Annotated in this window: 33 protein-coding genes; 7 read left to right on the forward strand and 26 right to left on the reverse strand. The window is 43.3% G+C overall.

Annotated elements, in window-relative coordinates; translation table 11 throughout:
* Positions 1 to 120 precede the first annotated feature (120 nt).
* The 3 genes from rpsO to CC97_RS18840 all read right to left on the reverse strand — a co-directional run bounded on the left by rpsO (position 121) and on the right by CC97_RS18840 (position 4022).
* Positions 121 to 387, reverse strand: coding sequence for a 30S ribosomal protein S15 (rpsO, locus tag CC97_RS09780; RefSeq protein ID WP_044974820.1), 267 nt, complete (start codon positions 385 to 387; stop codon positions 121 to 123).
* A gap of 206 nt (positions 388 to 593) precedes the next feature.
* Positions 594 to 2534, reverse strand: coding sequence for a peptide ABC transporter substrate-binding protein (locus tag CC97_RS09785; protein ID WP_044974821.1), 1941 nt, complete (start codon positions 2532 to 2534; stop codon positions 594 to 596).
* 21 nt (positions 2535 to 2555) lie between these two features.
* Positions 2556 to 4022 carry a diguanylate cyclase gene (locus CC97_RS18840; RefSeq protein WP_049962814.1) on the reverse strand — a complete coding sequence of 489 codons (1467 nt, stop codon included), beginning with the start codon at positions 4020 to 4022 and terminating at the stop codon, positions 2556 to 2558.
* Positions 4023 to 4368: 346 nt separating this feature from the next.
* Between CC97_RS18840 and pnuC the strand changes: the two genes are divergently transcribed.
* Genes pnuC through CC97_RS09810 form a run of 4 tightly spaced genes read left to right on the forward strand, consistent with a single transcriptional unit; the run spans position 4369 to position 7371 of the window.
* Positions 4369 to 5124: a nicotinamide riboside transporter PnuC gene (gene pnuC / locus CC97_RS09795; RefSeq protein ID WP_044974822.1), complete on the forward strand. Its 756-nt coding sequence runs from the start codon at positions 4369 to 4371 to the stop codon at positions 5122 to 5124.
* 6 nt (positions 5125 to 5130) lie between these two features.
* Positions 5131 to 5790 carry an NUDIX domain-containing protein gene (locus CC97_RS09800; RefSeq protein ID WP_044974823.1) on the forward strand — a complete coding sequence of 220 codons (660 nt, stop codon included), beginning with the start codon at positions 5131 to 5133 and terminating at the stop codon, positions 5788 to 5790.
* Positions 5783 to 6823 carry an AAA family ATPase gene (locus CC97_RS09805; RefSeq protein WP_242848164.1) on the forward strand — a complete coding sequence of 347 codons (1041 nt, stop codon included), beginning with the start codon at positions 5783 to 5785 and terminating at the stop codon, positions 6821 to 6823. Before CC97_RS09800 ends, CC97_RS09805 begins: the two co-directional genes overlap by 8 nt.
* A complete protein-coding gene (locus tag CC97_RS09810) occupies positions 6820 to 7371 on the forward strand; it encodes a CinA family protein (protein WP_081850068.1) in 552 nt (183 codons plus the stop codon). Before CC97_RS09805 ends, CC97_RS09810 begins: the two co-directional genes overlap by 4 nt.
* Positions 7372 to 7415: 44 nt before the next feature.
* Here the strand turns inward: CC97_RS09810 and CC97_RS09815 are convergent, their stop codons facing one another.
* The 4 genes from CC97_RS09815 to proC form a co-directional block, all read right to left on the reverse strand.
* Entirely contained in the window at positions 7416 to 8822 is a 1407-nt protein-coding gene (locus tag CC97_RS09815) for a GGDEF domain-containing protein (RefSeq protein ID WP_044974824.1), read from the reverse strand.
* A gap of 33 nt (positions 8823 to 8855) precedes the next feature.
* A complete protein-coding gene (locus CC97_RS09820) occupies positions 8856 to 9692 on the reverse strand; it encodes a YwqG family protein (protein WP_044974825.1) in 837 nt (278 codons plus the stop codon).
* 154 nt (positions 9693 to 9846) lie between these two features.
* Positions 9847 to 10704, reverse strand: a complete 858-nt coding sequence (locus tag CC97_RS09825) for a YesL family protein (protein ID WP_044974826.1) — start codon at positions 10702 to 10704, stop codon at positions 9847 to 9849.
* A gap of 16 nt (positions 10705 to 10720) precedes the next feature.
* The gene (gene proC / locus CC97_RS09830) at positions 10721 to 11518 is read right to left on the reverse strand and encodes a pyrroline-5-carboxylate reductase (RefSeq protein WP_044974827.1); all 798 of its coding nucleotides are present in this window, start codon (positions 11516 to 11518) and stop codon (positions 10721 to 10723) included.
* Positions 11519 to 12193: 675 nt separating this feature from the next.
* Between proC and CC97_RS21335 the strand changes: the two genes are divergently transcribed.
* Genes CC97_RS21335 through CC97_RS09840 form a run of 3 tightly spaced genes read left to right on the forward strand, consistent with a single transcriptional unit; the run spans position 12194 to position 13708 of the window.
* Positions 12194 to 12739 (forward strand): bifunctional hydroxymethylpyrimidine kinase/phosphomethylpyrimidine kinase, encoded by a 546-nt coding sequence (locus CC97_RS21335; protein WP_049962815.1) that lies wholly within the window; start codon positions 12194 to 12196, stop codon positions 12737 to 12739.
* A gap of 41 nt (positions 12740 to 12780) precedes the next feature.
* Complete coding sequence (locus CC97_RS21340; RefSeq protein ID WP_156036871.1) at positions 12781 to 13056, forward strand: bifunctional hydroxymethylpyrimidine kinase/phosphomethylpyrimidine kinase; 276 nt, start codon at positions 12781 to 12783, stop codon at positions 13054 to 13056.
* 40 nt (positions 13057 to 13096) lie between these two features.
* Positions 13097 to 13708, forward strand: a complete 612-nt coding sequence (locus tag CC97_RS09840; RefSeq protein WP_044974828.1) for a TIGR04100 family radical SAM protein — start codon at positions 13097 to 13099, stop codon at positions 13706 to 13708.
* Between the two features lie 154 nt (positions 13709 to 13862).
* On the opposite strand, the gene CC97_RS09845 is transcribed toward CC97_RS09840, so the two are convergent.
* The 19 genes from CC97_RS09845 to CC97_RS09935 all read right to left on the reverse strand — a co-directional run bounded on the left by CC97_RS09845 (position 13863) and on the right by CC97_RS09935 (position 24914).
* The gene (locus CC97_RS09845) at positions 13863 to 15644 is read right to left on the reverse strand and encodes a Na/Pi cotransporter family protein (protein WP_044974829.1); all 1782 of its coding nucleotides are present in this window, start codon (positions 15642 to 15644) and stop codon (positions 13863 to 13865) included.
* A gap of 229 nt (positions 15645 to 15873) precedes the next feature.
* Positions 15874 to 16215 (reverse strand): 50S ribosomal protein L17, encoded by a 342-nt coding sequence (gene rplQ, locus CC97_RS09850; protein ID WP_044974830.1) that lies wholly within the window; start codon positions 16213 to 16215, stop codon positions 15874 to 15876.
* A 59-nt stretch (positions 16216 to 16274) separates the two neighbouring features.
* Positions 16275 to 17228: a DNA-directed RNA polymerase subunit alpha gene (locus tag CC97_RS09855; protein WP_044974831.1), complete on the reverse strand. Its 954-nt coding sequence runs from the start codon at positions 17226 to 17228 to the stop codon at positions 16275 to 16277.
* A gap of 77 nt (positions 17229 to 17305) precedes the next feature.
* Positions 17306 to 17902: a 30S ribosomal protein S4 gene (gene rpsD, locus CC97_RS09860; protein ID WP_044974832.1), complete on the reverse strand. Its 597-nt coding sequence runs from the start codon at positions 17900 to 17902 to the stop codon at positions 17306 to 17308.
* Between the two features lie 87 nt (positions 17903 to 17989).
* Positions 17990 to 18388, reverse strand: coding sequence for a 30S ribosomal protein S11 (gene rpsK / locus CC97_RS09865; RefSeq protein WP_044974833.1), 399 nt, complete (start codon positions 18386 to 18388; stop codon positions 17990 to 17992).
* A 15-nt stretch (positions 18389 to 18403) separates the two neighbouring features.
* On the reverse strand, positions 18404 to 18772 hold the full coding sequence (rpsM, locus tag CC97_RS09870) for a 30S ribosomal protein S13 (RefSeq protein ID WP_044974834.1): 369 nt from the start codon (positions 18770 to 18772) through the stop codon (positions 18404 to 18406).
* A gap of 33 nt (positions 18773 to 18805) precedes the next feature.
* Positions 18806 to 18919, reverse strand: coding sequence for a 50S ribosomal protein L36 (rpmJ, locus tag CC97_RS09875; RefSeq protein ID WP_044974835.1), 114 nt, complete (start codon positions 18917 to 18919; stop codon positions 18806 to 18808).
* A gap of 48 nt (positions 18920 to 18967) precedes the next feature.
* Positions 18968 to 19186, reverse strand: coding sequence for a translation initiation factor IF-1 (gene infA, locus CC97_RS09880; RefSeq protein WP_044974836.1), 219 nt, complete (start codon positions 19184 to 19186; stop codon positions 18968 to 18970).
* A 3-nt stretch (positions 19187 to 19189) separates the two neighbouring features.
* On the reverse strand, positions 19190 to 19450 hold the full coding sequence (locus tag CC97_RS09885; protein ID WP_044974837.1) for a KOW domain-containing RNA-binding protein: 261 nt from the start codon (positions 19448 to 19450) through the stop codon (positions 19190 to 19192).
* Positions 19451 to 19461: 11 nt separating this feature from the next.
* Positions 19462 to 20211 carry a type I methionyl aminopeptidase gene (gene map, locus CC97_RS09890; RefSeq protein WP_044974838.1) on the reverse strand — a complete coding sequence of 250 codons (750 nt, stop codon included), beginning with the start codon at positions 20209 to 20211 and terminating at the stop codon, positions 19462 to 19464.
* A gap of 4 nt (positions 20212 to 20215) precedes the next feature.
* A complete protein-coding gene (locus tag CC97_RS09895; protein WP_044974839.1) occupies positions 20216 to 20848 on the reverse strand; it encodes an adenylate kinase in 633 nt (210 codons plus the stop codon).
* 17 nt (positions 20849 to 20865) lie between these two features.
* The gene (gene secY, locus CC97_RS09900) at positions 20866 to 22185 is read right to left on the reverse strand and encodes a preprotein translocase subunit SecY (protein ID WP_044974840.1); all 1320 of its coding nucleotides are present in this window, start codon (positions 22183 to 22185) and stop codon (positions 20866 to 20868) included.
* A gap of 11 nt (positions 22186 to 22196) precedes the next feature.
* Complete coding sequence (gene rplO / locus CC97_RS09905) at positions 22197 to 22643, reverse strand: 50S ribosomal protein L15 (protein ID WP_044974841.1); 447 nt, start codon at positions 22641 to 22643, stop codon at positions 22197 to 22199.
* Positions 22644 to 22663: 20 nt separating this feature from the next.
* Positions 22664 to 22840, reverse strand: a complete 177-nt coding sequence (rpmD, locus tag CC97_RS09910; protein WP_044974842.1) for a 50S ribosomal protein L30 — start codon at positions 22838 to 22840, stop codon at positions 22664 to 22666.
* Positions 22841 to 22852: 12 nt separating this feature from the next.
* The gene (gene rpsE / locus CC97_RS09915; RefSeq protein WP_044974843.1) at positions 22853 to 23353 is read right to left on the reverse strand and encodes a 30S ribosomal protein S5; all 501 of its coding nucleotides are present in this window, start codon (positions 23351 to 23353) and stop codon (positions 22853 to 22855) included.
* Positions 23354 to 23370: 17 nt separating this feature from the next.
* Positions 23371 to 23730 (reverse strand): 50S ribosomal protein L18, encoded by a 360-nt coding sequence (rplR, locus tag CC97_RS09920; protein ID WP_044974844.1) that lies wholly within the window; start codon positions 23728 to 23730, stop codon positions 23371 to 23373.
* 18 nt (positions 23731 to 23748) lie between these two features.
* Positions 23749 to 24294, reverse strand: a complete 546-nt coding sequence (gene rplF, locus CC97_RS09925) for a 50S ribosomal protein L6 (RefSeq protein WP_044974845.1) — start codon at positions 24292 to 24294, stop codon at positions 23749 to 23751.
* Between the two features lie 12 nt (positions 24295 to 24306).
* Positions 24307 to 24705, reverse strand: coding sequence for a 30S ribosomal protein S8 (gene rpsH, locus CC97_RS09930; RefSeq protein WP_044974846.1), 399 nt, complete (start codon positions 24703 to 24705; stop codon positions 24307 to 24309).
* 23 nt (positions 24706 to 24728) lie between these two features.
* Positions 24729 to 24914, reverse strand: coding sequence for a type Z 30S ribosomal protein S14 (locus CC97_RS09935; protein WP_044974847.1), 186 nt, complete (start codon positions 24912 to 24914; stop codon positions 24729 to 24731).

Genomic DNA, 24914 nt, shown 5'->3' on the forward strand with positions numbered 1-24914 from the left:
AGTTTCACTGTTTAATGCTAAATGATTACTGCCTTATTGGTGCCAGATGACAACTGTCTTAGAAAATAGTGCTAAAACGTTGAAAAGGCAGACGGATTGCTCCAGACTGCCTTTAAATTATTACTTACGTAATCCGAGCTTGCTGATAACAGCACGGTATCTTTCAACGTCCTTCTTCTGAAGGTAGTTGAGAAGGTTACGTCTGTGACCTACCATCTTGAGAAGACCTCTTCTTGAGTGGTGGTCCTTCTTGTGAACCTTAAGGTGTTCGTTAAGATCATTGATTCTCTTTGTAAGGATTGCGATCTGAACTTCCGGTGAACCGGTATCCTTTTCGTGAGTTCTGTTAGCTTCGATAACAGCTGTCTTTTCTTCTTTAAGTAACATTGTTTTTTCACCTCTTTGAAAATATTTAAGGCCGCAACATAGAACAAGGAAGGTAAAAACTCCCGTTTCGGGCAAAATCCATGTTCCAAGTACACGGTACTTGTTTATTATATCACAAGTACGTCTTCTTGTAAAGGGGTTTGCGAAAAATAATACAGCACTGCCCTGCATGCGTTTCGTTTACCGCATGCAGGGCAGCATAAAATTTATTTCGTATTCTGAAGGCGTTCGTTCTCCCACTTTTCGTAGGCTATGTTGAACTCGTCCATGCTCATTGATTTTTCGTGGATGACCATTCCCTTATAGCGTGATCTTGCAACGCCGTAAGGAGCGAACTGGCCGTCGAACTGGCTTAAACGGTCAGCGAAATATCCGTCACCGTTGCTTACACGGCTCGGACAAACGATGGCGTGATCGATCAGAAGCGCTTCTGCCTGTGCAAAAAGCTCGTATCTTTTTTCGTCATCATTAAAGGTTTTTATTGCCTTGTCGACAAGTTCCGAATACTGCTTGTAGAGAGCACGGATATTTTCATCCTCACACTGGTCCCAGAAACTGTATGTGTTTCCTTCAGTGAACGGTTCCGCATATGTTGCAGGATCGGCAAAATCGGCACCGTAATTACATAACAGGAGAGCGTAGTTTCCGCTTCTTCTTACAGCAGACAGGAATCCTGTATCCGGACCGCGTTCGATTATTACTTCAACGTAGTCACTGCCGAGAGTCTCCTCAAGCTGCTGTTTGACAAGTCCGCATTCATCGACCCAGTTGATGAGCGACGGATTATACGGCAGAAGCACCTTTACCGGGAATTTTACTCCCTCGGCTTCAAGTGCGGTACGCGCATTGTTTCTGCAGATCACAGCCTGGTTCCTGTCATAAGGATCGCGCGTCATTATATTGCTGAAAGGTTCGAAGTCGGTATAGTCCTTTCCGTTTGCCGAAACAAATGTCGCCGGTGTGATGGTCTTCTGAAGAAGAATATCAGGATTGTACGGCTCGTACACCTCAGCAAGCGACCTTCGGTCAAGCGAATACATTATCGACTTTCTGAAATCTTCATTTACTACGGCCTTTGCCCAGTTTTCCGGCTCATACTTGGATGCAAACTCCGGTTTGAAATTAAATCCGTAGAAATAACTGTAAGCTATGTCAGGACGCATACTGTGTACCTGCGATGCAGCTTCCGGATTGCTCTGCCACTTGTCCATGGCAGCCACGCTTACCGGTACCATATCAACCTCACCGGAAAGGAATTCGTCAAAGCCCACTTCGTTCACGTCTTTTTTGAACGTGGCATTTATTACATCAATATGTACGTTGTCCTTGTCCCAGTAAGTTTCATTTTTTACAAGAACACGTTTTTCCTGCGGAATAAATTCAGAAAGACGGAAAGCACCGTTGTAAAGTATGTTTTCCTTGCTTCGTCCGAACAGATCGCCGCATTTGTTAAGGAACTCCCTGTTTACCGGCATGTACGCGGAATAGGACAGGCAGCTCAGGAAGAACGGACAAGGCTGGTCAAGTTTGTATACCAGTGTGTAGTCATCGACAGCTTCAACGCCGATATCTTCAGGTTTGACCTCAGAAACCGGTTCTATCTTTTCACCGTTTTCATCGACCTTGCGCTTTCCGCCGTCAGAAACGATCATGTACTCAGTATAGTCATAGTATTTCTGTGCATTATGGACCACGCCGCCGGTATCATAAATATACTGATTTCCGGCTTCCCTGGCAGCGTCGTTTACATACTGCGCTGCAGCCACCCAGTCATCCGCCTTGACTTCAGCAACTTCCCTGCCGTCACAGTCCACCCACTTAACGCCTTTACGGATCTTAAAGGTCCATTCTGTCATGTCCTCGTTCGAAGACCAGTCTTCAGCAAGTCCCTTTACAGGCTTTCCGTATTTGTCGTAATCGACAAGGCTGTCAACCAGATTTGAACAGAGCGCATAGTCAACTTCAGTATCAGTTTCCAGATAATTAAGTGTGGAGACCTCGCCGAAATAGATCATGTCATACACATTCAGATCAGTCTGATCATTATTGTCATCATCATTCGGAGGCGGAAGTGATTTTGAGCATCCGCTCATTATAACCGCAGAAGCGAGAACTGCTGCAATCATGCGTAAAGATCTTTTCTTCATGTAATATTCCCCCTTCAAATCCTAAACCCTCATGTCTTTGCCTATCTGCTTGTAGTAGACACGCTTTGCTTCATACATCTTTGTTTCAGCATTTCTTATAAGCTGATCCATGTTCTGTCCTTCTTCACATTTTCCTATGCCCAGAGCTGCATGATAGTCATTTCTGGCAAGGGCATCGTTGAATCCTTCAAGGCTTCTTTCCAGTTCATCATCTGTCTTTCCGGACTGGAAAACAACAAATTCGTCGCCGCCTATGCGGAATATATTTTCACCGCCGAACTGCACCTTAAGCGTATCGGCTATAAATCTGAGCATCTGATCACCGGCAAAATGTCCCTTGCTGTTGTTGAGCTCGTGAAGTCCGTTTGCATCGATATAGATACAGGTAAGCTTTTCCTTTAAAGCATCAGTTTTGCCGATGTAGTTTTCGTAGCTGTTACGGTTGTGAAGTCCGGTAAGCACATCGGTATTCGCCTTTTCTTCCGCAAACGAAATGGATGCCCTGAATTCGTGAACCAGCCACGCTGTATATAAAAGAAGTATAACAAGAATAGCCGCGATCAGCATATAAAGTCTGGTTCGTACCGGTGCAACCGCCGAAAACGCAGCGCTTTCCGGAACGACAACGACCATTTCCCAGTCCTCGATGCCGATCGGATCGTATCGCATGTAAAGTGTTTCACTTACCGCTCTTGATGAAAAAACAGAATATCCCGACTTGCCGGCAAGGATCCTTTCAAGTGTTGCGTCCCTTGTATAAGCTGAGTCAACCTGCCTGAACGCAATGTCATTTATATTGTCGATCGGAGAAGGCGAAGTATCAATGATAACCTCCCCTGTCTTCCTGTCTACAACGTAAAGGTATCCTTTATCGTCATAAACGGACGGAAGCCATGCCTGTGCCACACCTGATGAACTTCCCTCACTGAAGAGAAAACCAATGCAGTATCCGTCCGGGCGTATCTGAACAAAATTACGTATTTTCGAGTTTCCGGAAGTACTCTGCTCAGGTTTTACCGCGCTTATATGGTCCTTTAGATTTACCTGCTTTTCAAAGTCAAGTTCCTTGTCAATGTTGTTTCGCCGGCCTTTTGATGATATAAGCTCATCGCCCGGAAGGAGCATGTAGATCTGAGTTACCTGACTGTTTATATCATAATTGGAGAGATATCCGTTAAGATCAAGTGATTCCATGTCTTCCGAATCTTTTATCAGGCCTGCGATAACACGCAGCATTCTGCGGTCATTCCTGAGATTTGATTCAAGAGCTGAAACAGCATCCCTGGTTTCAAGCTTAAGATCATCGTAGCAGGAACGCTGTGTTACACTGTACATCCAGTAAGCAAACCAGAGCGAAAGAACAAGCAGACTCGCCAGTACTGTCGCGGTTCCAATAAGATAGCTGAACTGTCTTGGCAGAAGAATGCTTTTCAGGCTTCTTTTTTCTTTATGTTTTTTGTCTTTATCTTTATTCTTTTTTTCTGCCATAAGCCTCACCCCCGTTTTCCAGTTGTCCCCTTATCATAATCCGTTCCTTTACAGATCAGCGCTGAATAAAGCAGTTTCTGCTTCATAAGAACCCTGCGCTGAGTATAAAGCAAGAAATAAAGTATAATTTATTTTATTTTATCATATTTTTTTAATTTTATCAAGCAGAAAATTTTCTCTTGACTTAGTAGCAATTTTATACTATACTTAGTATATAAAAGCTACTAAGAATACTGATCAGACCGGATATCCGCCGGAGAAACTGCCGGGCACCGCCCCGGAACCTCCTCGTATCTGTAAACAGATCAGCATTCTTAAGGTCATATTAAAAAAGGAGGAAATCAGAATGAACGAAAACACAAATGCAACTGCCGCAGCAAAATTTACGGAGTTTATCAGAAACGAACTTAAAGGCTGGAAAGCAGGAGAGATCTTCTGGCTGATATTCGCAAACGCTGCTCTGCTTGCCATATCGCTGTATCTCCATGACACGCCCGTCAGCATACTTGCATCACTCACCGGCGTAACATGCGTCATACTTGTCGGAAAAGGAAAAATGTCCAACTACATCTTCGGTACCGTCAACGTTCTTCTTTATGCCTGCGTCGCATGGAAAGCAAAGTACTACGGTGATGTAATGCTGAATCTTGCCTACTACTTCCCTACCAACATTCTCGGATGGTTCATGTGGAAAAAGAACATCGACACTGAAACCCAGGTAGTACAGAAAAAGCGAATGACCGTCAGACAGGACATTGCGGTCGCAGTCCTGAGCGCTGCCGGAATATTCGGATACAGCTGGGTCCTTAAGCTTTTAGGCGGCAATCTTCCGCTTGTGGACAGCATGAGCACAGTTCTTTCCGTTGTCGCACAGATACTCATGATAAAAAGATTTACCGAACAGTGGATCGTCTGGATACTCGTCGATGCTGTATCGGTCATCATGTGGGTGGTGGCCTTCATGAACGAAGGCGACAGCGTTGCCGTTCTGCTTATGTGGATAATCTTCCTGCTCAATGCCGTTATCATGTTTATCAAGTGGTACAGGGAATCGGCAGAGGAAAAGACAGAAAATCCTGTAAAGAAGACCGTACAGGAGTAACGGCAGATGAAGGAACAGATCATACATCAGAAGATTTCCGTCGCGGTTGATGTCCTGATATTTACTATAGAAGACGAAAAGCTGAAAATCGTGCTTGCAAAACGTGAAGCGCCTCCTTTTGAAGGTGTATTCGCGCTGCCGGGTGTATCGCTCCGTGAATCCGAGACACCTGAAGAGGCCGCCGAACGTTCGGTACTTGAAAGAACCGGCATAAGAAATATTTTTCTCGAGCAGCTTCACACCTTCGGAAGGGTTGACCGCGATCCGCGGAGCAGAACCATTTCGATCGCCTACTGTGCGGTCACCAGTTACCGCAGGCTGAAAGATTCCGGCATTTCCGGAAGTGCCGGGCTTTATCCTGTAAGCGGAATACTCTCGGGAGAACTGCCTCTCGCTTTTGACCACCGGGAAATGACCGCACACGGCAGGGAAATGCTGAGGGAAAAAGTGAATTCAGGAGGAATAGCATTTGAATTTGTTCCGGAAGAATTCACCCTTCCGCAGCTTCAGAAAGTCTACGAGATACTTCTCGGTGAAAAACTCTACAAGGCTAATTTCAGGAAAATGATCGCGCCGATGGTGGAGGAGACCGGGAACATGCTTACCGGTCAGGCACACAGGCCGAGCAGACTGTACAGGAAGAAGAAAGGAGAAACAAATGAGTAACGAAATAAAGGCCGGCATGAAATATCATGTCGGAATGTACGGAGGATCATTCAATCCGATGCACAACGGACACATGGAATGCATACTGAAAGCAGCCTCAATGTGCGAGCAGCTGTACGTTGTGATCTCATACAGAAACGATGATTCAGACGTGGACGTAAAGGTGAAATACCGCTGGGTATACACGCTCACCTGTCACATCGGCAACGTAAAAATAATCACGCTCGAAGACAGGACAAAAAAGAAATCTGACTACACCAGCGAATACTGGGACGAAGACTGCAGAAAAGTAAAAGCCGCCGTCGGAAAAAAGATCGATGTGGTCTTCTGCGGCAGTGACTACGATGAAAACAGTTTCTGGAACGTATGCTATCCGGAAAGTGAACTTGTGATCTTCCCGCGTGACAAATACAATTCAACAGCTGTACGCGGAAATGTTTACAGACACTGGGACTGGCTGCCTCTGTTTGTGAGACCGTACTATGTAAAGAAAGTACTTATCATCGGTTCGGAAAGCTGCGGAAAAAGTGTACTCACGATAAATCTTGCACATCACTACCATACAAACTATCTCGAAGAGGTGGGACGTGATCTTTCAGAGCTTTCAGGCACCGATCTGATGATGCTCGAAAGTGACTACACACGGATTCTTCTCGAACACAAGGCGAAGGAAATGCGTCTGGCCGAGCACAGCAACAAAGTGCTTTTTGAAGACACTGACTGCCTGATAACACGTTTTTTCATGGACTTTCTCGAAAACGGCAGTCCGGACAACTGTGTGCTCGCTGAAAGTATAGCAAAACTCAATCACTACGATCTGATACTGCATGCCGAACCGGATGTTGCATGGGTGCAGGACGGCGACCGGAGCGAGGAGATCGCGGCAAACAGACAGATGTACAGTGACAGAATAGAAGAACTGTACAGACGTTTCGGGTTCAGCTGCGTACGCATCTCAGGAAGCTATGCCGAAAGATATGAAAAAGCCATTGCACTTGTTGACAGTATACTGAACGAAGGGGAAGAAAAATGACATTCGTAAAAAACACAGAAACCGTTCCGGGAAAGTATCCTGATCATTACCGGGACGAGAAACGCATAAGGGAAAAATACACACTGCTTACAAAACTGCTTATAGAAAAAGGATTTACGGTAACAACTATGGAAAGTGCGACGGGAGGGCAGATAGCATCGCTGATAACCGACACGGAAGGATCATCGTCGGTACTTAAAGGAGCATTTGTCACCTACTGCAACGAAGCCAAGATCATGCAGGGTGTACCGGCGGAAACGATAGAAAAACACACGGTATATTCAAAGGAAACCGCAGCGGCAATGGCAAAGGCCTGTGCGAAGACATACGGCGCCGACATAGGAATAGGCGTGACCGGGACCATGGGAAACACCGATCCTGTAAATCCGGAAAATTCCGTTCCGGGGAAGGTCTTTTTCGCTGTATTCTTCAGAGGAAAAACTGAAGCCTTCTGTACGGAGATCCCACCGCAGCCGGACAGACTGATGTACAAGCTGACTGCAGCGGAGAGAATATATGACAGGCTGACCGCTATAATCGGTAAATAGAAACAAAAAAACGACTGCATTCATGGTGCAGTCGTTTTTTTATGTTATTTGATCCGGTTACGTCTGTCTTTTTCAGGATGCAGACGGTAGTATTCTTCCTTGTCTTTATACATTCTTTCGTCCGCTGTCTGCATTGCTTTGCATATATCGTACTCACCCGTAACAAAAACGGTTCCGACCGCAAAACGCACATCAGCAGTAGTATCAGTGAGAGTACGGAGCTGAGCTGCAAGGTCTGCAAGTTTTTCCTCTGTAATGTCCGGACAGAAAACAACGAATTCATCGCCGCCGGCACGGTAGACTTCATAATCACCGAAAGCGACCTTTAAAAGCGATGCTGCTCTCGAAAGAAGCCTGTCGCCTGCTTCATGCCCTTCTTTATCATTGACTGTCTTGAGTCCGTTAAGGTCCGCAAAGGCAATGCCCAGCTTTTCCGGAGCCTTCACTTCGCCGGAAACAATTTTTTCAACACGGTCGTTCATCGCATTGCGGTTGTACACCTGTGTGAGCCCGTCAACTGTGCTCTTAATCTCCAGGTTCGAAATAAGATAGTGGTTCTGAATAACAGCAGCAAGTACAAACGACGAAAGTTCAAGCACACTTTTGATCTTCATGGTTTTTGACACATCAAAGTTTGCGGCCCAGATGAAACCTACAAGCGTATGTTTGCATCGTATCTCATAAAGAACTATATTTTTGACGTCATGACTGCAGAGCGAACGGTACCAGTCGGGATCACGTTCCTCAATAACGCTGAGATCCTCAAGGATCAGACAGTCACTCATTTCAAGGATCTTTTCCCAACGTTCAACTGCTTCAAACGGAGTGCATCCCAGATCTCCGGCGATCTCTTCCAGTATTTCGTTATGAACTCCCGAATCGGTAACACATACGCACTTCCGGCTGCTTATATCTACCGGATAAACAGAACACTTATCAGCACCGCAGAACTGTTTGATCTCGGAGGTAACTGAAGTAAGCGCCTGCCAGAAATCCTGCACTTCGTGAAGCCTGATGCTTATATTAGTTACGGCTGCGGAAACATCGGCCGGATGCTGTGACATTGATTCTGTTTCCAGATCATTTTCATATTCGAGTATGTAGAGACAGTAAACCGTTTTCGTACCGTCATCAGGCTCTTTGTCAAAATTTGTTACCGGAATGTAGAATCCCTTGAGCCAGAATCCGCGGGCATTAACATACGAATAAAGCGATTTATTCGTACTGCCGCTCCTGTAAATATACCTTTCAAAGTTCAGATCCATCCAGTATTTTCTGTAAGGAATACCCGGATAGAACTCCGGCGCATCCGGACTGAAATGAAGCATACCTTCATTCTGTCTGTTTACGCCCATAAGGCGTATTTCGCTGTAGCTTCCGTCAGGAAGAATATCAAAGGAATAAAGGCTAGCCAGTCCGCTGATTCCTTCAAGCCACGACTGATAATCCATGCAGCATCCCCCTTTATCATAAATTAATAATTATCAGTAACAGTCGTAATTATATACAACTCTTGAAAAATCAAGATTTTTCAGGTTCTCACGCGGAATGAAAAATGTTCCGGTGCCTGAATCGCCCCACATAATGTCTATGCTGCTGTCGTTTCCTAATGCACTGTCAAGTTCAAATAAAAGCACACTGCAATCACCAAGACTGCTGCTTCGCGGATCTTCCTGGGTAAATGCCGGATATCCGCCGGTCAGTGTCGAGTATGTGATATTTTCATGCAGTTCTTCGAATACATCGTCATCAAGATCGTACAGGTTTTCTATTTTTTCATCTGAAACTTCATTGAAGCATTTTACAAATGCATCTTCAAAACGAAAATCCTGATACGTAACTGTCACATTCTCAGGTTTACCCGGTACAAGTCTGTACTCTCCTGAAAACGGCAGATATATCTTTTCCTCACCGCTGTAAACCGGTATTTCATCGGCTGAAAGAAGTTCTGTTTCATCAGAAATAATGTTTTCATGATATATAACACGGAAATTATTCTGAACAGCAAGAGCTTCACCAAAACACTCGGATGCCATTCCGTAAAGGTCATCTCCGGCGATAAAAAACTGAAGTATTCCCTTTTCAGGAAAATCAGGTATGTGAGGTATCTGCTCAAAATTAAGCTGTGCAAGCAGTATAAGGGGCTGATCTTTAAAAGAACCGCTTTTTCCGCACGGATATTCCATATTCTTCGGAAAATACGGTGTTCCTCCTACCTTGCTGTCAAACAGTCCTGTCTTTTCCTTAACGAAAGAAAACCTGACTGCCGGTTCCGGCGGGAGAATCTCATTTACTTTTTCAAGAATTCTGTTAATTTCCATATAAAAACTCCTTTACATAGTTTTCACCAGCAAGTTAAGGAAACACTGATCAAACCGGAATCCGGCTTTGCCGGATTTCCGAAGGTGGGATTTGCGGAGCTTCGCCCCGGAGCCCAGCGCTGATTTATGAATAAATCAGCCTTTCCTTAAAAGATCATGAGATCACTTTACCCTTTCCGCTGCCGGCTTTCGGAACAACCGCCTGTTCCTTTCCGCCCATATCTTCGAAAAGTATTTCTTCATCATCTTCAGATTCATTATATGATTTTTCCGGATTCTTTTCACCGCGTTCACTGTAGAAAGGATCGATGACATATTTCTGGATCACCGGATAGCAGCAGAAGCAGATGATGAACATAACAAGTGACGGAATGAGCAGATAGAGTGTCAGAAATATTGTATTTCCCGATATTGCCATCAGTGCGACCGGGATAAGAGGAAGAACCAGATTGAAAACAAAAGCTGTCATATTCTGTTTGAGTGCTGCAAATGCAAGCAAAACTGAATTTCTGACGATCTGTTTCATGGAAAGTTTTGTCGAAACGATCATGAGATAAATATAATAATTCATTACCGTAAACGTAACTGAAAAGCTTAGCGTCAGTCCAAGCAGTATTACGGGTATTACACTTCCGCCGGATTCCGCGCTTCTGATCATGGCCGTATAAAGAATGAAGCCGCAAATCATACCTGTATACGCAATGATATCTATTATTCCGACAGCAAAAGCCTTCAGGAAATTCTCTTTGAATGCATTTTTGAAATCAAGCCATACAAAAGCATTCCTGTCAATGGAATACTTCTGCAGGACCCTGAATACTCCGGCTGTCGCCGGCCCGATCGTAATGACCGGGATACAGGCAATTATATATATTATATTCAGAACGATAAGCTTCCAGAACCTTACTCCGAGTATTTCGAAGAAAAGCTTGAGTCCTCCTTTTGACGGCTCATCTTTTGAAATGCCCTTTCCCGCTTTTGTATAATCGCCTATTCCGAAGAATCCTGCCAAAAAAGACACCTCCCTGTTATTCAGAAAGCTCATAGGCTCTCTTTGTACAGCTGTCACATGCATTTTTTACGACCTGTACCAGATTGCCTTCGTAAAGTCTGTCAAGGCCGGCAAGAGTTGTGCCGCCCGGTGATGAAACCATCTTAATGAGTTCGTCGATAGTGTTTCCTGAATCGGTTATCATCTTTGCAGAACCAACCAGAGTCTTTGCAAAGAGCTTCTGTGCAGCTTCAGCTGAAATTCCCTGTTCAGATGCATATTCGATAAACGCCTTGGCAAACAGATAGATAAATGCCGGGCTGCTTCCGTTGATAGCAATGATCTCTTTCATCTTGTCAGCCGGAAGAACTGCATATTCACCGCAGGCACCGAAAATGCTGCATACAAGAGCAAATTCCTCATCGGATGTCGGTTCAACCTTTGAAAGTGCTGTTGCACCTTCGCCGAGAAGAAGCGGTGTGTTAGGCATTACCAGAACTGCCTTCAGATCAGGAATCGTACGTGTCTTAAGATACTCTCCTGAAATACCGGCTGCGATCGATACAACTACCTTTTCAGATGTGAGAACAGGCTTTATTGTTTCGAGAACTCCTGAAAGCACCTGTGGCTTTACTGCTAAAAAGATGTAGTCACACTTTTCAACAAGATCGCATTCATTTGTGCAGACATTAACACCGATCGATTCTGCACGCTTTCTGAGATCTTCACTTATGTCAAAGGCATAAAGTGATATATCTTTAAGAGAACTGCCTGTTATACCCTTCATGATGGCAAAGCCCATATTTCCCGCACCTAAAAATCCAACTTTTTTCATAGTTAAAAAGATCCTTTCTGATTTTCCGCACCTGCGGAACTATTATTCGCTATATTACATTATACACAAATTTTCATGTTAAATCAATAGCAGATTATAGTGAACGACAAAAAACATTTATCAATTATAGTTAAAGTGAACGAGTCCGGCATTCATGAATTTTCATTTCTCAAAATAAAAATACACCGGATCAGAGACCAGGTGTATTTTTATTGTTGCATTATTTTAATTATGAATGAAGATTTCGTACCCGGAGTCTGCAAAACTCACTGCAGGACAGCGCCTGCAGATCATTTTACAGAAAGGTGGTTTCCTTAAATTAACCACTGTGTGTTCAGGAATACAATATACCGGATTCGTTACGTTTTTATGTCCGGTAATCGTTTTCAACCCTCTGTTCAGTATTATATCACAGTATGTAATCGTTGTCAATAGAGTTTTTAATTTTTTTATGCGAAATTAATCTGTTTTAAGAGGCTGTTTAATCAGTTTCTCTCCTGAGAAGTGTCCCCTTAAATTATATCAAAACTGACTATTTTAACATGCACAGTTTTTTTGTATAATAGAGTAAACGGGAAAATTACCCGTAAGCTACAGAAGAAACCCTGACTCATTAACAGATCCGTATTTACGGGGCCGTCATCGTTTCATGTCAACAAAGAAGGTGATCATTTAGTGGCAACTGCTGCTGTTATAAACGATATTTCTGGTTTCGGACGATGTTCACTCGGCGTGGCTGTTCCGATACTATCAGTATGCGGCATTCAGGCATGTGCTGTACCTACCGCAGTACTTACAAACCAGACCGGTTTTCCGGATTACTCATGTATCGATCTTACTGAACATCTCGATAATTATATTAAAATGTGGAAATTATGCGGTGCACGGTTCGACGGTATCTACAGCGGATATATCGCTCATCCGAAGCAGGCTGATTTCATAAGCTCATTTATCGATGAATTCCGCAGTGAAAACACTCTCGTTCTTGTTGACCCGGTCATGGGTGACAACGGAGAGATATACAAGGGATACAGTGAAATAATGTGCGAAAAGATCCGTAACCTTACTCTGAAAGCAGACATTATAACTCCGAATCTCACTGAGCTGTGCATACTTTCCGGCGGAAACTTTTCCGAGATCTGTTCGCTCTCAATGGAAAAAAAAGAAAGAGAAAATAAAGGAGCTTGCTCTGAAACTCATCGGAAAGAACAGCAGACTTAAGGTTATTGTAACCGGCATCAATGCTGATAACATGATATACAATATGGTTTTTTTTAAACGACAGCGAATATTTTGCTGTTACTGAACGCCTTGGAAAAAGCTTTTCCGGCACCGGAGATATTTTTGCCTCCGTTACTTTCAGCATGCTGATAAACGGAAAGGATATTCAGACAGCTATCGACACAGCTTCCGGATTTATCGAAAAATCAATAAAGGACACTCTTGCACTGTCACCTGATCCGGATCACAACTACGGTGTCGAATTTGAAAGAAATCTCGGATCACTTGCCGATATTAAGAAAACGCTGATTTATTAATAAATCAGCTGGTCCCTTTATAAATATGAGGTGAATTAAAATGGATAATAAAAATGAAATTCTTTATACCTACAAAAACAATGTTTACTTAAATATTACAAACGCCTGTCCGTGTAAATGTGAATTCTGCATCAGAAGCACTACTGATACCGTCGGCGAATCAGGCAGCCTCTGGCTCAACCACAGTCCTGACTTTAATGAAGTGAGATCAGCCATTGACGGCTTTGATTTCACCGGATATGACGAAGCCATCTTCTGCGGATACGGCGAACCGACATGTGCTTTTGACGTACTTATCAAAACTGCGGAATATCTTCGTGAAAAAGGTATCAGAACCCGTCTTAACACAAACGGGCTCAGCGACCTTATCAACAAAAGAAGCACGGCAGAGGAGATCTGTAAAAACATCGGCTCCGTTTCCATCAGTCTCAATGCTTCCGACAAAGTAAAGTATAATGACATTGTACACCCTTCCTTCGGCATAATCTCGTTTGACGCAATGCTTAGCTTTGCAAAGGAATGCAGAAAGCACACTGAAAACGTTGCATTTACAGTCGTAGACGTTATCGGTGAGGAAGAAATTGAAAAATGCCGTAAAATCGCAGAGGAATGCGGTGTTAATTTCCGCGTGAGAGTGTATTCAGCTGATTAAATAATCTGGTTACTGTAAAAGGCTGAAACCGGTACAGCTTTTTTGCTCTCCTGCATACATCCGGTAAGATCAGTTCTCTGATCTGATTTGATATTCCTATAAATGCCAGAAGGACGGAATGCTTCCTGCATACCGTCCTTTTTTTATGCTTTTATTAATCCGGAAGTGAATACTTTTCAACATACTGAAAACGCATTTCCTGAAAATCCTTGTCGTTTTCCTTAATATTGGTTATGTATTCATGAGTGTCAAACTTATCATCCTTCAGCTGAATAAGGCACACTGCAATATTTGAACAGTGATCTGAAATTCGTTCAAGATTTGTCAGAAGATCAGAGAAAATAAATCCAAGTTCCGTTGTACATTTATCCTGCTGGAGTCTGCGGAGATGACGGTTCTTGAGTTCCATGCGAAGACCGTTTATAACTTCTTCAAGCGGTTCAACCCTGCGTGCAAGATCTGCATCATTGTTGATAAACGCATTTACAGACATTTCAAGAATATCTGCTACCGCAGTCTGAAGTATCTCGGTTTCAATTCGTGCCGCATGCGAGAAGCGGATCTTTCTCTCGTTCATTTCCCTGTATATCTTTACAAGACCTGCAGCGTGGTCGGATATCCTTTCGAAATCACCGATGCAGTGAAGCAGTCTGGATACCAGCGCAGCGTCCTCCTTGGTAAGTGAACAGCCCGAAAGTTTGATAAGATATGTTCCGAGTTTGTCCTCATAATCGTCGATAAGATCTTCAGTCTGAAGAACTTTTTCCGCTGTCTTTGCATCAAATTTTGCTGCTGCTGAAAAAGCGTCGCGGTAACTTTCAAGTGAAAGCGCCGCCATTTTTTCCGCAAAGCTTCTGCACTCTGTAAGTGCAAACGAAGGTGTTTCAAGAAGTCTTTCGTCAATAAAAAGTTTCTTTTCATCATCTGATTTTTCGTTTTCGCCCTTAATAACAAGGATAGCCAGCTTTTCGAGTTTTGACGAGAACGGTATCAGAACCAGTGACGTGATCACGTTGAAACCTGTATGGACCGCAGCTATCATCAGAGGACCTGCAGTTACCGGATCCGTGCGTTCATCAACACTGTGAGTATAAACCCAGATCCATACAGCCGCTGTTGTCAGAAGTCCGCCCGTTAAGTTGAAAAACAAATGAATAAATGAAACACGGCGGGCATTTTTATCTGCACTGTGGCTTGAAATAAATGAAGACACGCTTGTACCGATATTCTGACCTACAATAAAGAATACAGCAGACTCAAGAGGCAGAACCCCTGTAATAGAAAATGCCTGAAGCGCTGCCACTGAAACCGATGAACTCTGAAGTATCATTGTAATAAGCATACCTGCAAAAACACAAAAAACAGGATTACGCAAAAACTGCTGCAGTATCAGATATTGCTCCTGTCTTGAACTGTCCAGCGAAATCGGGGTCGGCACATACGCTACGAGAGCCATGGTCATCAGAAATATCCCGACGAACAGTATAGATGCTGAAAAAACGATAGTTCCCGTATCATTTATCTTATCTTTCGAGGAAAAGCGCTTCATTATTATACCGGCTACAGCTGCGGTACCTATAATATAGAAACCAGCCGGTTCCGTGATCGGTACAAGACCAGTTATCCAGAGAGTAAAAGTCGTACCGATATTTGAACCCATGATAAGACCCACAGTCTGACTCAGTTCCATAACTCCGGAATTTACGAGTCCTGTAAGTACACTTGCAAGCGCAGATGACGACTGCATAAGAACTGTTATACCGGTACCCAGAGCAATACTTTTTAACGGATTACGTGTTATTTTTTTCAGGATCTTTTCAATCCTGCTTCCGGTCAGTTTTTCAAGATGCTGTGACATCTCGTTCATTCCGTATATCGTAAAGGCAAGTCCGGCAATAATAATAAACAGGCCGTATACGTATAAGTCTGTATCCATTAATTATCTCCTTAAAAAAATAGTATTAATCTAATTATATCATATTTTTTCACTATTTCAATACCATATTTACCGGAAAAACAAAGCACGTTTAAGTTTCGAATTCCCTTACGACTTACGACAAAAAAGATCCCGAACCGATTCGGCTCAGGATCCTTAAAAACTATCAGGGAGTCCGCGGTAAAACGCAGACTCCCTGAAACTGTACCGGGAAACCGGTATTTAATTATTAAACGAGCTTGATGATAGCCATTTCAGCTGCGTCGCCGCGGCGTGGACCGATCTTGATGATCTGTGTGTAACCACCGTTTCTTTCAGCATACTGAGGTGCAATGTCATTGAAAAGCTTCTTAACAACTGATTCCTTAGTTACGTAAGCTAATACCTGACGCTTTGAGTGCAGGTCATTTGTCTTACCAAGAGTTATCATCTTTTCAGCAACAGCACGAACTTCCTTTGCTCTTGTAACTGTTGTTTCGATCTGGCCGTTTTCAAGAAGGTATGTAACCATAGCTCTGAGCATAGCTTTTCTATGATCAGAAGTTCTACCCAGCTTTCTTGTACCTGGCATTGAAATTCACTCCTTTTCTATAGTGACGCTGTCTTAACCAGCATGAAAATGTTTTACGATTATTCTTCTTCAGAAGAAAGGTCGAATCCAAGTGACTGGAGTTTTTCCTTAACTTCATCGAAGGATTTCTTACCGAGATTACGAACCTTCATCATTTCCTCTTCGGACTTGTTGATGAGGTCATCCACGGTATTGATACCCGCACGTTTTAAACAATTAAACGAACGTACCGACAAGTCAAGTTCCTCAATGGTCATCTCAAGGATCTTTTCTTTACCCTTTTCGTCTTTTTCGACTAATACTTCAGTTATTGTAGCCTCATCAGAGAGGTCGATGAATAACTTAAGGTGCTCGTTGAGGAGATTGGCTGCCTGAGATATAGCCTCCTTGGCGGAAATTGTACCGTCAGTCCAAACTTCTAATGTAAGCTTGTCAAAGTCAGTTACCTGACCGAGTCGAGTATCTTCTACATGATAGTTTACCTTTAAAACAGGAGTATATATACTATCAACAGCAATTACGTCGATAGGCATGTTGATGATCTGCTTATTACGTTCAGCTGAAACATAACCTCTGCCTCTGTCCAGAGTGATCTCCATGTATAACTTGGCATCTTTGCCTAATGTAGCAATATGCATGCCAGGATCAAGAATATCAACATCTGAATCAGTCTTTATGTCACCGGCAGTAACTTCGCACTCGCCTTCTGCTTCAATAAATACTGTCTTAGGACCGTCGCTGTGCAGTTTGGCTGTTAAACCCTTAATGCTGAGGATTATCTCAGTAACATCTTCTTTAACACCCGGAATTGTAGAGAGTTCATGGTGAACTCCGTCAATCTTAACTGATGTAACAGCAACACCAGGAAGTGAGGAGAGTAATACTCGTCTTAAGCTGTTACCAAGTGTAATACCATAGCCTCTTTCAAGAGGTGAAAGTACAAACTTGCCGTACTTGCCGTCACTTTTGAGATCAACTGTTTCAATTTCCGGTTTTTCTATTCTTTCAAGCATAAAAACCCTCCTATTTCGTAACTACATCAATAGTAATTAGTCGTCTGACTGTCATTATTTCTAGAAACCTTAAGAGATTACTTAGAATAAAGTTCGACGATCAGATGTTCTTCTACTTCATAGTCAAGGTCTTCCTTAACAGGCATACGAACAACCTTAGCTGAGAAATCCTCTTTGTTAGCTTCGAGCCAGAGAGGTACTACTCTGCCGTTTGTAAGTTCAACGATTTCCTTGAACTTTGTGCTCTTTCTGCTGTTTTCTCTGAGTGAGATAACATCGCCCGGCTTGATTCTGTATGATGGAATGTCGATTCTCTTGCCGTTTACGCTGAAGTGGCCGTGAGTAACAAGCTGTCTTGATTCACGTCTTGTTGTAGCGAGACCCATTCTGAATACAACGTTATCAAGTCTTGATTCAAGAATTGTGATAAGGTTTGTACCAGCCTGGCCCTGCTGCTTTTCAGCAATCTCAAAGTAGTGGTAGAACTGCTTTTCAAGAACACCGTAGATGAACTTGAGCTTCTGCTTTTCCTTGAGCTGCATTCCGTATTCAGAAAGCTTCTTTCTGTTACCCTGATCAGCTTTACGCTTTGTATCCTTTGAAACACCCATAACCATTGGGCTGATACCTAAATACTTACATTTCTTAAGAAGTGGTTCCTTATTAATAGCCATTGCTATTACCTCCGTTTTTTAAAAAATATCGAATTTGTTTATGTATTCGACGCCAAGCAAACTATAGCTCAGTTTCTATTCCTGTTACTATACACGTCTTCTCTTTGGAGGACGGCATCCGTTATGCGGGATAGGAGTAACATCCTTGATCATTTTAACTTCAAGACCTACTGTCTGGAGTGCTCTGATTGCAGCTTCACGTCCTGAACCAGGTCCCTTTACGTAAACTTCAACTGACTTGAGGCCATGTTCCATAGCAGCCTTTGCAGCAACTTCAGCAGCATTCTGTGCAGCGAATGGAGTTGACTTTCTTGAACCTCTGAAGCCTAAGCCGCCTGAGCTTGCCCATGAAAGTGCATTACCCTGTGTATCAGTGATTGTAACGATTGTGTTGTTGAAAGTGGACTGGATATGAACAGCGCCGTTTTCAACGTTCTTACGTTCTCTACGTCTCTTAACAGTAACCTTCTTCTTCTGCTGTGCCATTGTTCATTTCCCTCCTTACTTCTTCTTGTTAGCGATAGTCTTTACAGGGCCCTTACGAGTTCTTGCGTTTGTCTTTGTACGCTGACCTCTAACCGGGAGACCTCTGCGGTGACGGATACCACGGTAGCAGTTGATTTCAACAAGTCTTTTGATGTTAAGAGCGATCTCTCTTCTGAGGTCACCTTCAACATTGATGTTCTTGTCGATGTATTCACGAAGCTTGTTTTCATCATCGTCTGTAAGATCCTTAACTCTTGTGTCAGGATTTACGCCTGTTTCAGCTAAGATCTTCTTTGCAGTTGTGTTGCCGATACCGAAAATGTAAGTAAGAGCAATCTCTATTCTTTTATTCTTCGGTAAGTCAATACCAGCTATTCTTGCCATTAACTAATTGCACCTCCGTTAGCGGACTGAGTATCAGCCCTGTCTCTGTTTATGCTTTGGGTTTTCGCAAATAACCATTATTTTGCCCTTGCGCTTAATGATCTTGCATTTTTCGCACATTGGCTTTACTGAAGGTCTAACTTTCATTGAAATTACCTCCTATTTGATAGTTAGAAAAACGGGATCATTACCTGTTTATTTGCATCTCCAGGTAATCCTGCCTCTTGTCAGGTCATAAGGTGACATCTCAATGGTTACCTTATCACCAGGCACTATACGAATATAATTCATTCTTAACTTGCCTGAAATATTGGCCAGTATCTTGTGACCATTTGCTAATTCCACACGGAACATTGTATTCGGTAAAGCCTCAACGACTGTACCTTCAACTTCGATTGCGTCTTCCTTAGCCATACTCTAAACCTCACTTTCTCTTTCGGTGACCGTTAAGTCACGCAGATTCATTTTAAGCCTTTTGTCAGTAATTCCGTCAAGTTCAATCACAGTTTTTGTGACTGCAAGATGTTTTACGTTTTTTTTCTTCGGTGAAGCCAGCTTTCTGGTGTCACCGTCCGATATATAAACATAACCGCTGTCCGTAATGCCGGTAACAGCAAACAGTCTGTTTTCATCACGTCCTGCTTTTGCTCTGACTACTGTACCTTCAACTATTTTCACAATATCCTCCGTCACGGCAGTGTTAAGATAACTGCTCCCTCTGAAGTAACTGCAACTGTGTGCTCAAAATGAGCTGAAAGAGAACCGCTGGTCGTAACAACAGTCCATCCGTTATCGAGTACCTTTACTCCCGCGCCCTTTACATTGATCATAGGCTCGATCGCAATGGTCATTCCGGAAACAAGTCTTGTACCATGTCCAGCCACACCGTAATTAGGAACCTCAGGATCTTCATGAAGCTGTCTTCCTACTCCGTGACCGCAGTACTGTCTGACTACTCCGTATCCTCTTGATTCACAGTATTCCTGAACTGTATGAGAAATGTCGCCGATCCTTATACCGGCTTTTACGATATCTATCGCAGCAAAAAGACTGTTCTGAGTAACCTCAAGAAGTTTCTTTGCTTCGTCTGATATCTCCCCGACCGGGAAAGTCATGCATGTATCACTGTGGAAACCGTCTTTAATAGCTCCGACGTCAACACTGACGATGTCGCCTTCCTTCAGAACCCTTTTAGCTGTCGGTATTCCGTGAATAACTTCTTCATTGACGGAAATGCAGGCACTTGCCGGAAATCCGCCGTAATTAAGAAATGAAGGCTTTGCACCGTGTGATACTATATAGTCATGAACGATTTTATTAACCTGTAATGTAGTCATTCCAGGTCTTATTTTTTCGCCAACAAGCTTCAACGCACCGCCGGCAATTTTACCGGAAGCACGCATTTTAGCTAAATCAGCAGTGGATTTTACACTGATCATAAACTTAAGCTCCAACCGCCTTAAGTGTCAGCTTTGAAGTTTCTGAAACTTCTTCCTGGCCTATAACTGTTTCGAGCTTGCCCTGCTTGCTGTAGTAATCCTTGAGCGGAGCAGTCTGCTTATGATATACATCGAGTCTTTCAAGAACTGTTTCCGGCTGGTCATCCTTACGGATAATTGTTTCGCCGCCACACTTGTCGCACTTTCCTTCAACCTTTGAAGGCTTGAATTCTACGTGGTATGTAGCGCCGCATCCGCTGCAAACTCTTCTTCCTGAAACTCTCTGCTTGATTGTCTCATCAGGAACTGAAATTTCGATTACCTTATCGATCGTTACACCCATAGCATCAAGTGCTTCAGCCTGCGGAACTGTTCTCGGGAAACCGTCAAGGATAAATCCCTTCTTACAGTCATCAGCAGCAATTCTGTCCTTTAAGATACCGATTACGATATCGTCTGAAACAAGAGCACCGCTGTCCATAGCTTCCTTAGCCTTGAGGCCGTATTCTGTACCGTTCTTAACAGCTTCACGAAGAATGTTGCCTGTTGAGATCTGTGGTATGTTAAGTGCTTCTGAAATAACTTCAGCCTGTGTACCTTTTCCGGCACCAGGAGCACCGAGTAATATTAAATTCATAAGTATTATCCCCCTGTTTATTCAAGAAATCCTTTATGATGACGCATCATGATCTGTGATTCAAGAGTACGTACTGTTTCAAGTGCAACGCTTACTACGATAAGAATCGAAGTACCGCCAAGAGCAAGATTGCCGAGATCCGGGAAGATCCATGCAAAGATCGACGGAATAATAGCGATGATACCGAGGAAGACCGCACCTACGAGAGTGATCTTTGAAAGAACTCTCTGAATGTAGTCAGAAGTTGGCTTACCAGGTCTGATACCCGGGATACCGCCGTTTGACTGACGAAGGTTGTTTGCGATCTCAACCGGATTATACTGCATTGAAACATAGAAGTAGTTAAATCCGATTATGAGGAAAAATAATACTGCTGCATATAACGGGCTTCTGTAAGAGAATACTCTCTGGAATCCCATATAGAACTTATCCCACCAGGATGTTCCGTTATCCTTCGGAGGGAAGAAAATTGCTAATGTCATCGGAAGTGAAACAAAAGCGTTGGCGAAGATGATCGGCATTACACCGCTCATGATTACCTTGACAGGAATATGTGTGTTCTGTCCGCCGTACTGCTTTCTTCCTACGACTCTCTTTGCATACTGGATCGGAATCCTTCTTTCAGCTTCATTCATGAATACGATAAAGCCTACAACGAATACAAAGAATAAAATGATGAACAGGTCAACGAAAACGTACGGATTCGGCTTTGTCTTAGCTACTTCGATGAGGTTAAGAATACCGGACGGACCGTTTGCGATGATACCTGTAAAGATCAGTATCGAAACACCGTTTCCTATACCTTTTTCATTGATTCGGTTACCAAGCCATACAACAGCCATGGCACCTGTAATGAAAACTGTAACAATGACGATCGCAGCAAATACACCTTCGAATCCGGATCTGTATGTAACAGCGCCGTTCTTCTTCATTGTGAGATAGTATGCAAAAGCCATGAATACAGCTAATATAAGTGAAACGAAATTTGAGATCTTGTCGATCTTCTTACGTCCTTCCTCACCCTCTTTTGAGAGTCTCTCAAGAGGAGGAAGTGCATAAGTAAGTAACTGAACTATGATCGATGCGTTGATGAAAGGCTGAATTGAAAGTGCGAACACTGTAGCCTTTGACATCGATCCGCCTGAGAACATGTTGAGATATCCCAGTGCGTTGTTATCCGAGTTGGCATTCATCCATTCTGCAAGAACATTGGTATCAATGAACGGTGCAGGAACGAGTACCGAACCGATTCTGAAAATGACTATGATGAGTAATGTGTATAAAAGCTTCTTTCGGGTCTCTTCAACCTTCCAGGCGTTTCTTATTGTTTCGAGCACATTACATCACCTCAGGCTTCCTTTGGCTTAACTACCGTTCCACCGGCCTTTGTGATTTTTTCCTCAGCTGTTTTTGAGAACTTAGCAGCGTTTACTGTAACCTTAACTGTGATGTCACCGTTACCTAAAACCTTAACGCCGTCAAATTCCTTCTTGATTAAACCTGCTGCCTTTAATTCTGTTACGCCAACTACATCGCCATCGTTGAATCTGTTAAGATCAGAAACATTGATTGTTGCAAACTTAGTAGCAAAGATGTTGTTGAAGCCTCTCTTTGGAATACGTCTCATTAAAGGCATCTGTCCGCCTTCGAAACCGATACGTACGCCGCCACCTGAACGAGCCTTCTGACCCTTGTGGCCTTTACCTGCAGTCTTACCATTACCTGAACCGTGACCTCTGCCGATACGCTTACGGTCTACAGCCGGCTGAGCTGGAGATAATTCATGTAACTTCATATTCTGTGCACCTCCTTGCTTTATACTTCCTTAACCTCAACGAGGTGAGAAATTGTCTTGATTTTACCCATTGTCTGACTGTTGTCCGGCTGATTAGTAATATCGCCGATCTTTCTAAGTCCAAGTGAATGAGCTGTTTCAATCTGGTTCTTCTTACAACTAATAAGGCTCTTAACGAGCTTGATCTGCTTTGCCATTGAACTCACTCCTTAACCTAAAATTTCTTTTACTGTCTTGCCTCTCTTTTCAGCAACATCCTTTGCAGATGTGCATTCGCTTAATCCCTGGATTGTAGCTCTTACTACGTTGCATGGATTGTTTGAACGAAGAGACTTTGTTCTGATATCCTTGATACCAGCAATTTCAACAACGGCACGAACCGGGCCACCAGCGATAACACCAGTACCAGGAGCAGCCGGCTTCATGAGAACGCAGCCTGCGCCGAACTTACCGATGATTTCGTGAGGAATTGTTGTACCCTTAAGTGAGATCTTAACGAGGTTCTTCTTAGCATCTTCGATACCCTTACGGATAGCATCAGGAACTTCACCTGACTTGCCAAGACCAAAACCTACTGTACCGTTACCGTCACCTACAACTACGAGTGCAGAGAACTTCATGATACGGCCGCCCTTAACAGTCTTTGAAACTCTGTTAATAGCAACTACCTTTTCTGAAAGCTCCAGTTTTGAAGCATCTATTTTAGCCAAAGCGCTTTACCTCCTTATTAGAACTGTAATCCGTTTTCGCGAGCAGATTCAGCAAGCTCTTTGATACGGCCATGATAAACGTTACCGCCTCTGTCAAATACAACAGCTGTGATACCCTTTTCAATAGCACTCTTAGCTATCATCTGACCTACCTTGCGAGCGCCGTCCTTATTTCCGCCGTTTCCGTCAAAGTCCTTTGAAAGACTTGATGCAGAAGCAAGTGTAACACCATTTACGTCATCAATAAGCTGAGCGTAGATGTGCTTTGTGGAGCGAAAAACATTAAGACGTGGACGCTCCGGTGTGCCGGAAATCTTTTCACGAACTCTGCGATGTCTTGCTTCTCTAGCAAGTTTCTTATCAGCCTTTTTAACCATTGCGATTCACTCCTTTTATTACTTCTTGCCCTTACCGGCTTTACCCTCTTTACGGATAATTCTTTCGCCTTCGTATCTGATACCCTTGCCCTTATATGGCTCCGGTGGACGCTTTTCGCGTACTTCAGCGGCGAACTGACCTACAACCTGCTTGTCGATACCGTTGATCACTACCTTGTTAGCGTTTGGAACGTCAATAGTGATTCCGTCGATTTCAGGAATGATTACCTGATGTGAGAAACCAAGGTTCATTACGAGGTTCTTACCCTGCTTAGCAGCACGGAAACCTACGCCTTCGATCTCGAGAGTCTTTGAATAACCGTTAGTAACACCGTTTACCATGTTGGAAATGAGTGTTCTTGTGAGACCGTGGAGTGACTTGTGGTTCTTGCTTTCTGATGGACGTGTTACAGTAATAACACCGTCATTTAATTCAATGCCCAGCTCCTTAGAGAACTGCTTAGAGATTGTGCCCTTAGAGCCCTTTACAGTAACTAAATTGTTGTCGATCTTAACATCTACGCCGGCTGGGACACTGATTGGCATTCTACCTATTCTTGACATTGTGTGTCCTCCTTACCATACAAATGCGAGAACTTCGCCGCCTACGTTAAGTTCACGAGCCTTCTTGTCAGTCATGATTCCCTTTGAAGTAGAAACAACTGCAATTCCAAGACCCTTTCTTACCTTAGGCATGTCCTCACAACTTGAATATATACGCAAACCAGGCTTTGAAACCCTACGTAAGCCAGTAATAACAGGTGACTTGCTTGCACCGTACTTAAGAGTGATTCTTATGATACCCTGCTTACCATCTTCAACGATCTGAAAGCTCTTGATATAGCCTTCATCGAGAAGGATCTGTGTGATAGCCTTCTTAACGTTTGAAGCGGGAACATCAACCGTAGCGTGCTTAGCTGAATTCGCATTACGAATTCTTGTTAATAAATCTGCTATAGTATCAGTAATCTGCATGCTAATTTACCTCCTTTGTTTTATTACCAGCTAGCCTTCTTGACTCCTGGTATCTGACCGTCATGAGCTAACTCTCTGAAGCAGATACGGCAGATGCCGAACTTTCTGAGGTAAGCGTGTGGTCTGCCACAGATCTTACATCTGTTGTAAGAACGTGTTGAGAACTTAGGAGTTTTCTGCTGCTTTAAAACCATTGCCTTCTTAGCCAT

Origin of the sequence: Ruminococcus sp. HUN007 (genome assembly GCF_000712055.1) — a bacterium.
Classification (GTDB): domain Bacteria; phylum Bacillota; class Clostridia; order Oscillospirales; family Ruminococcaceae; genus HUN007.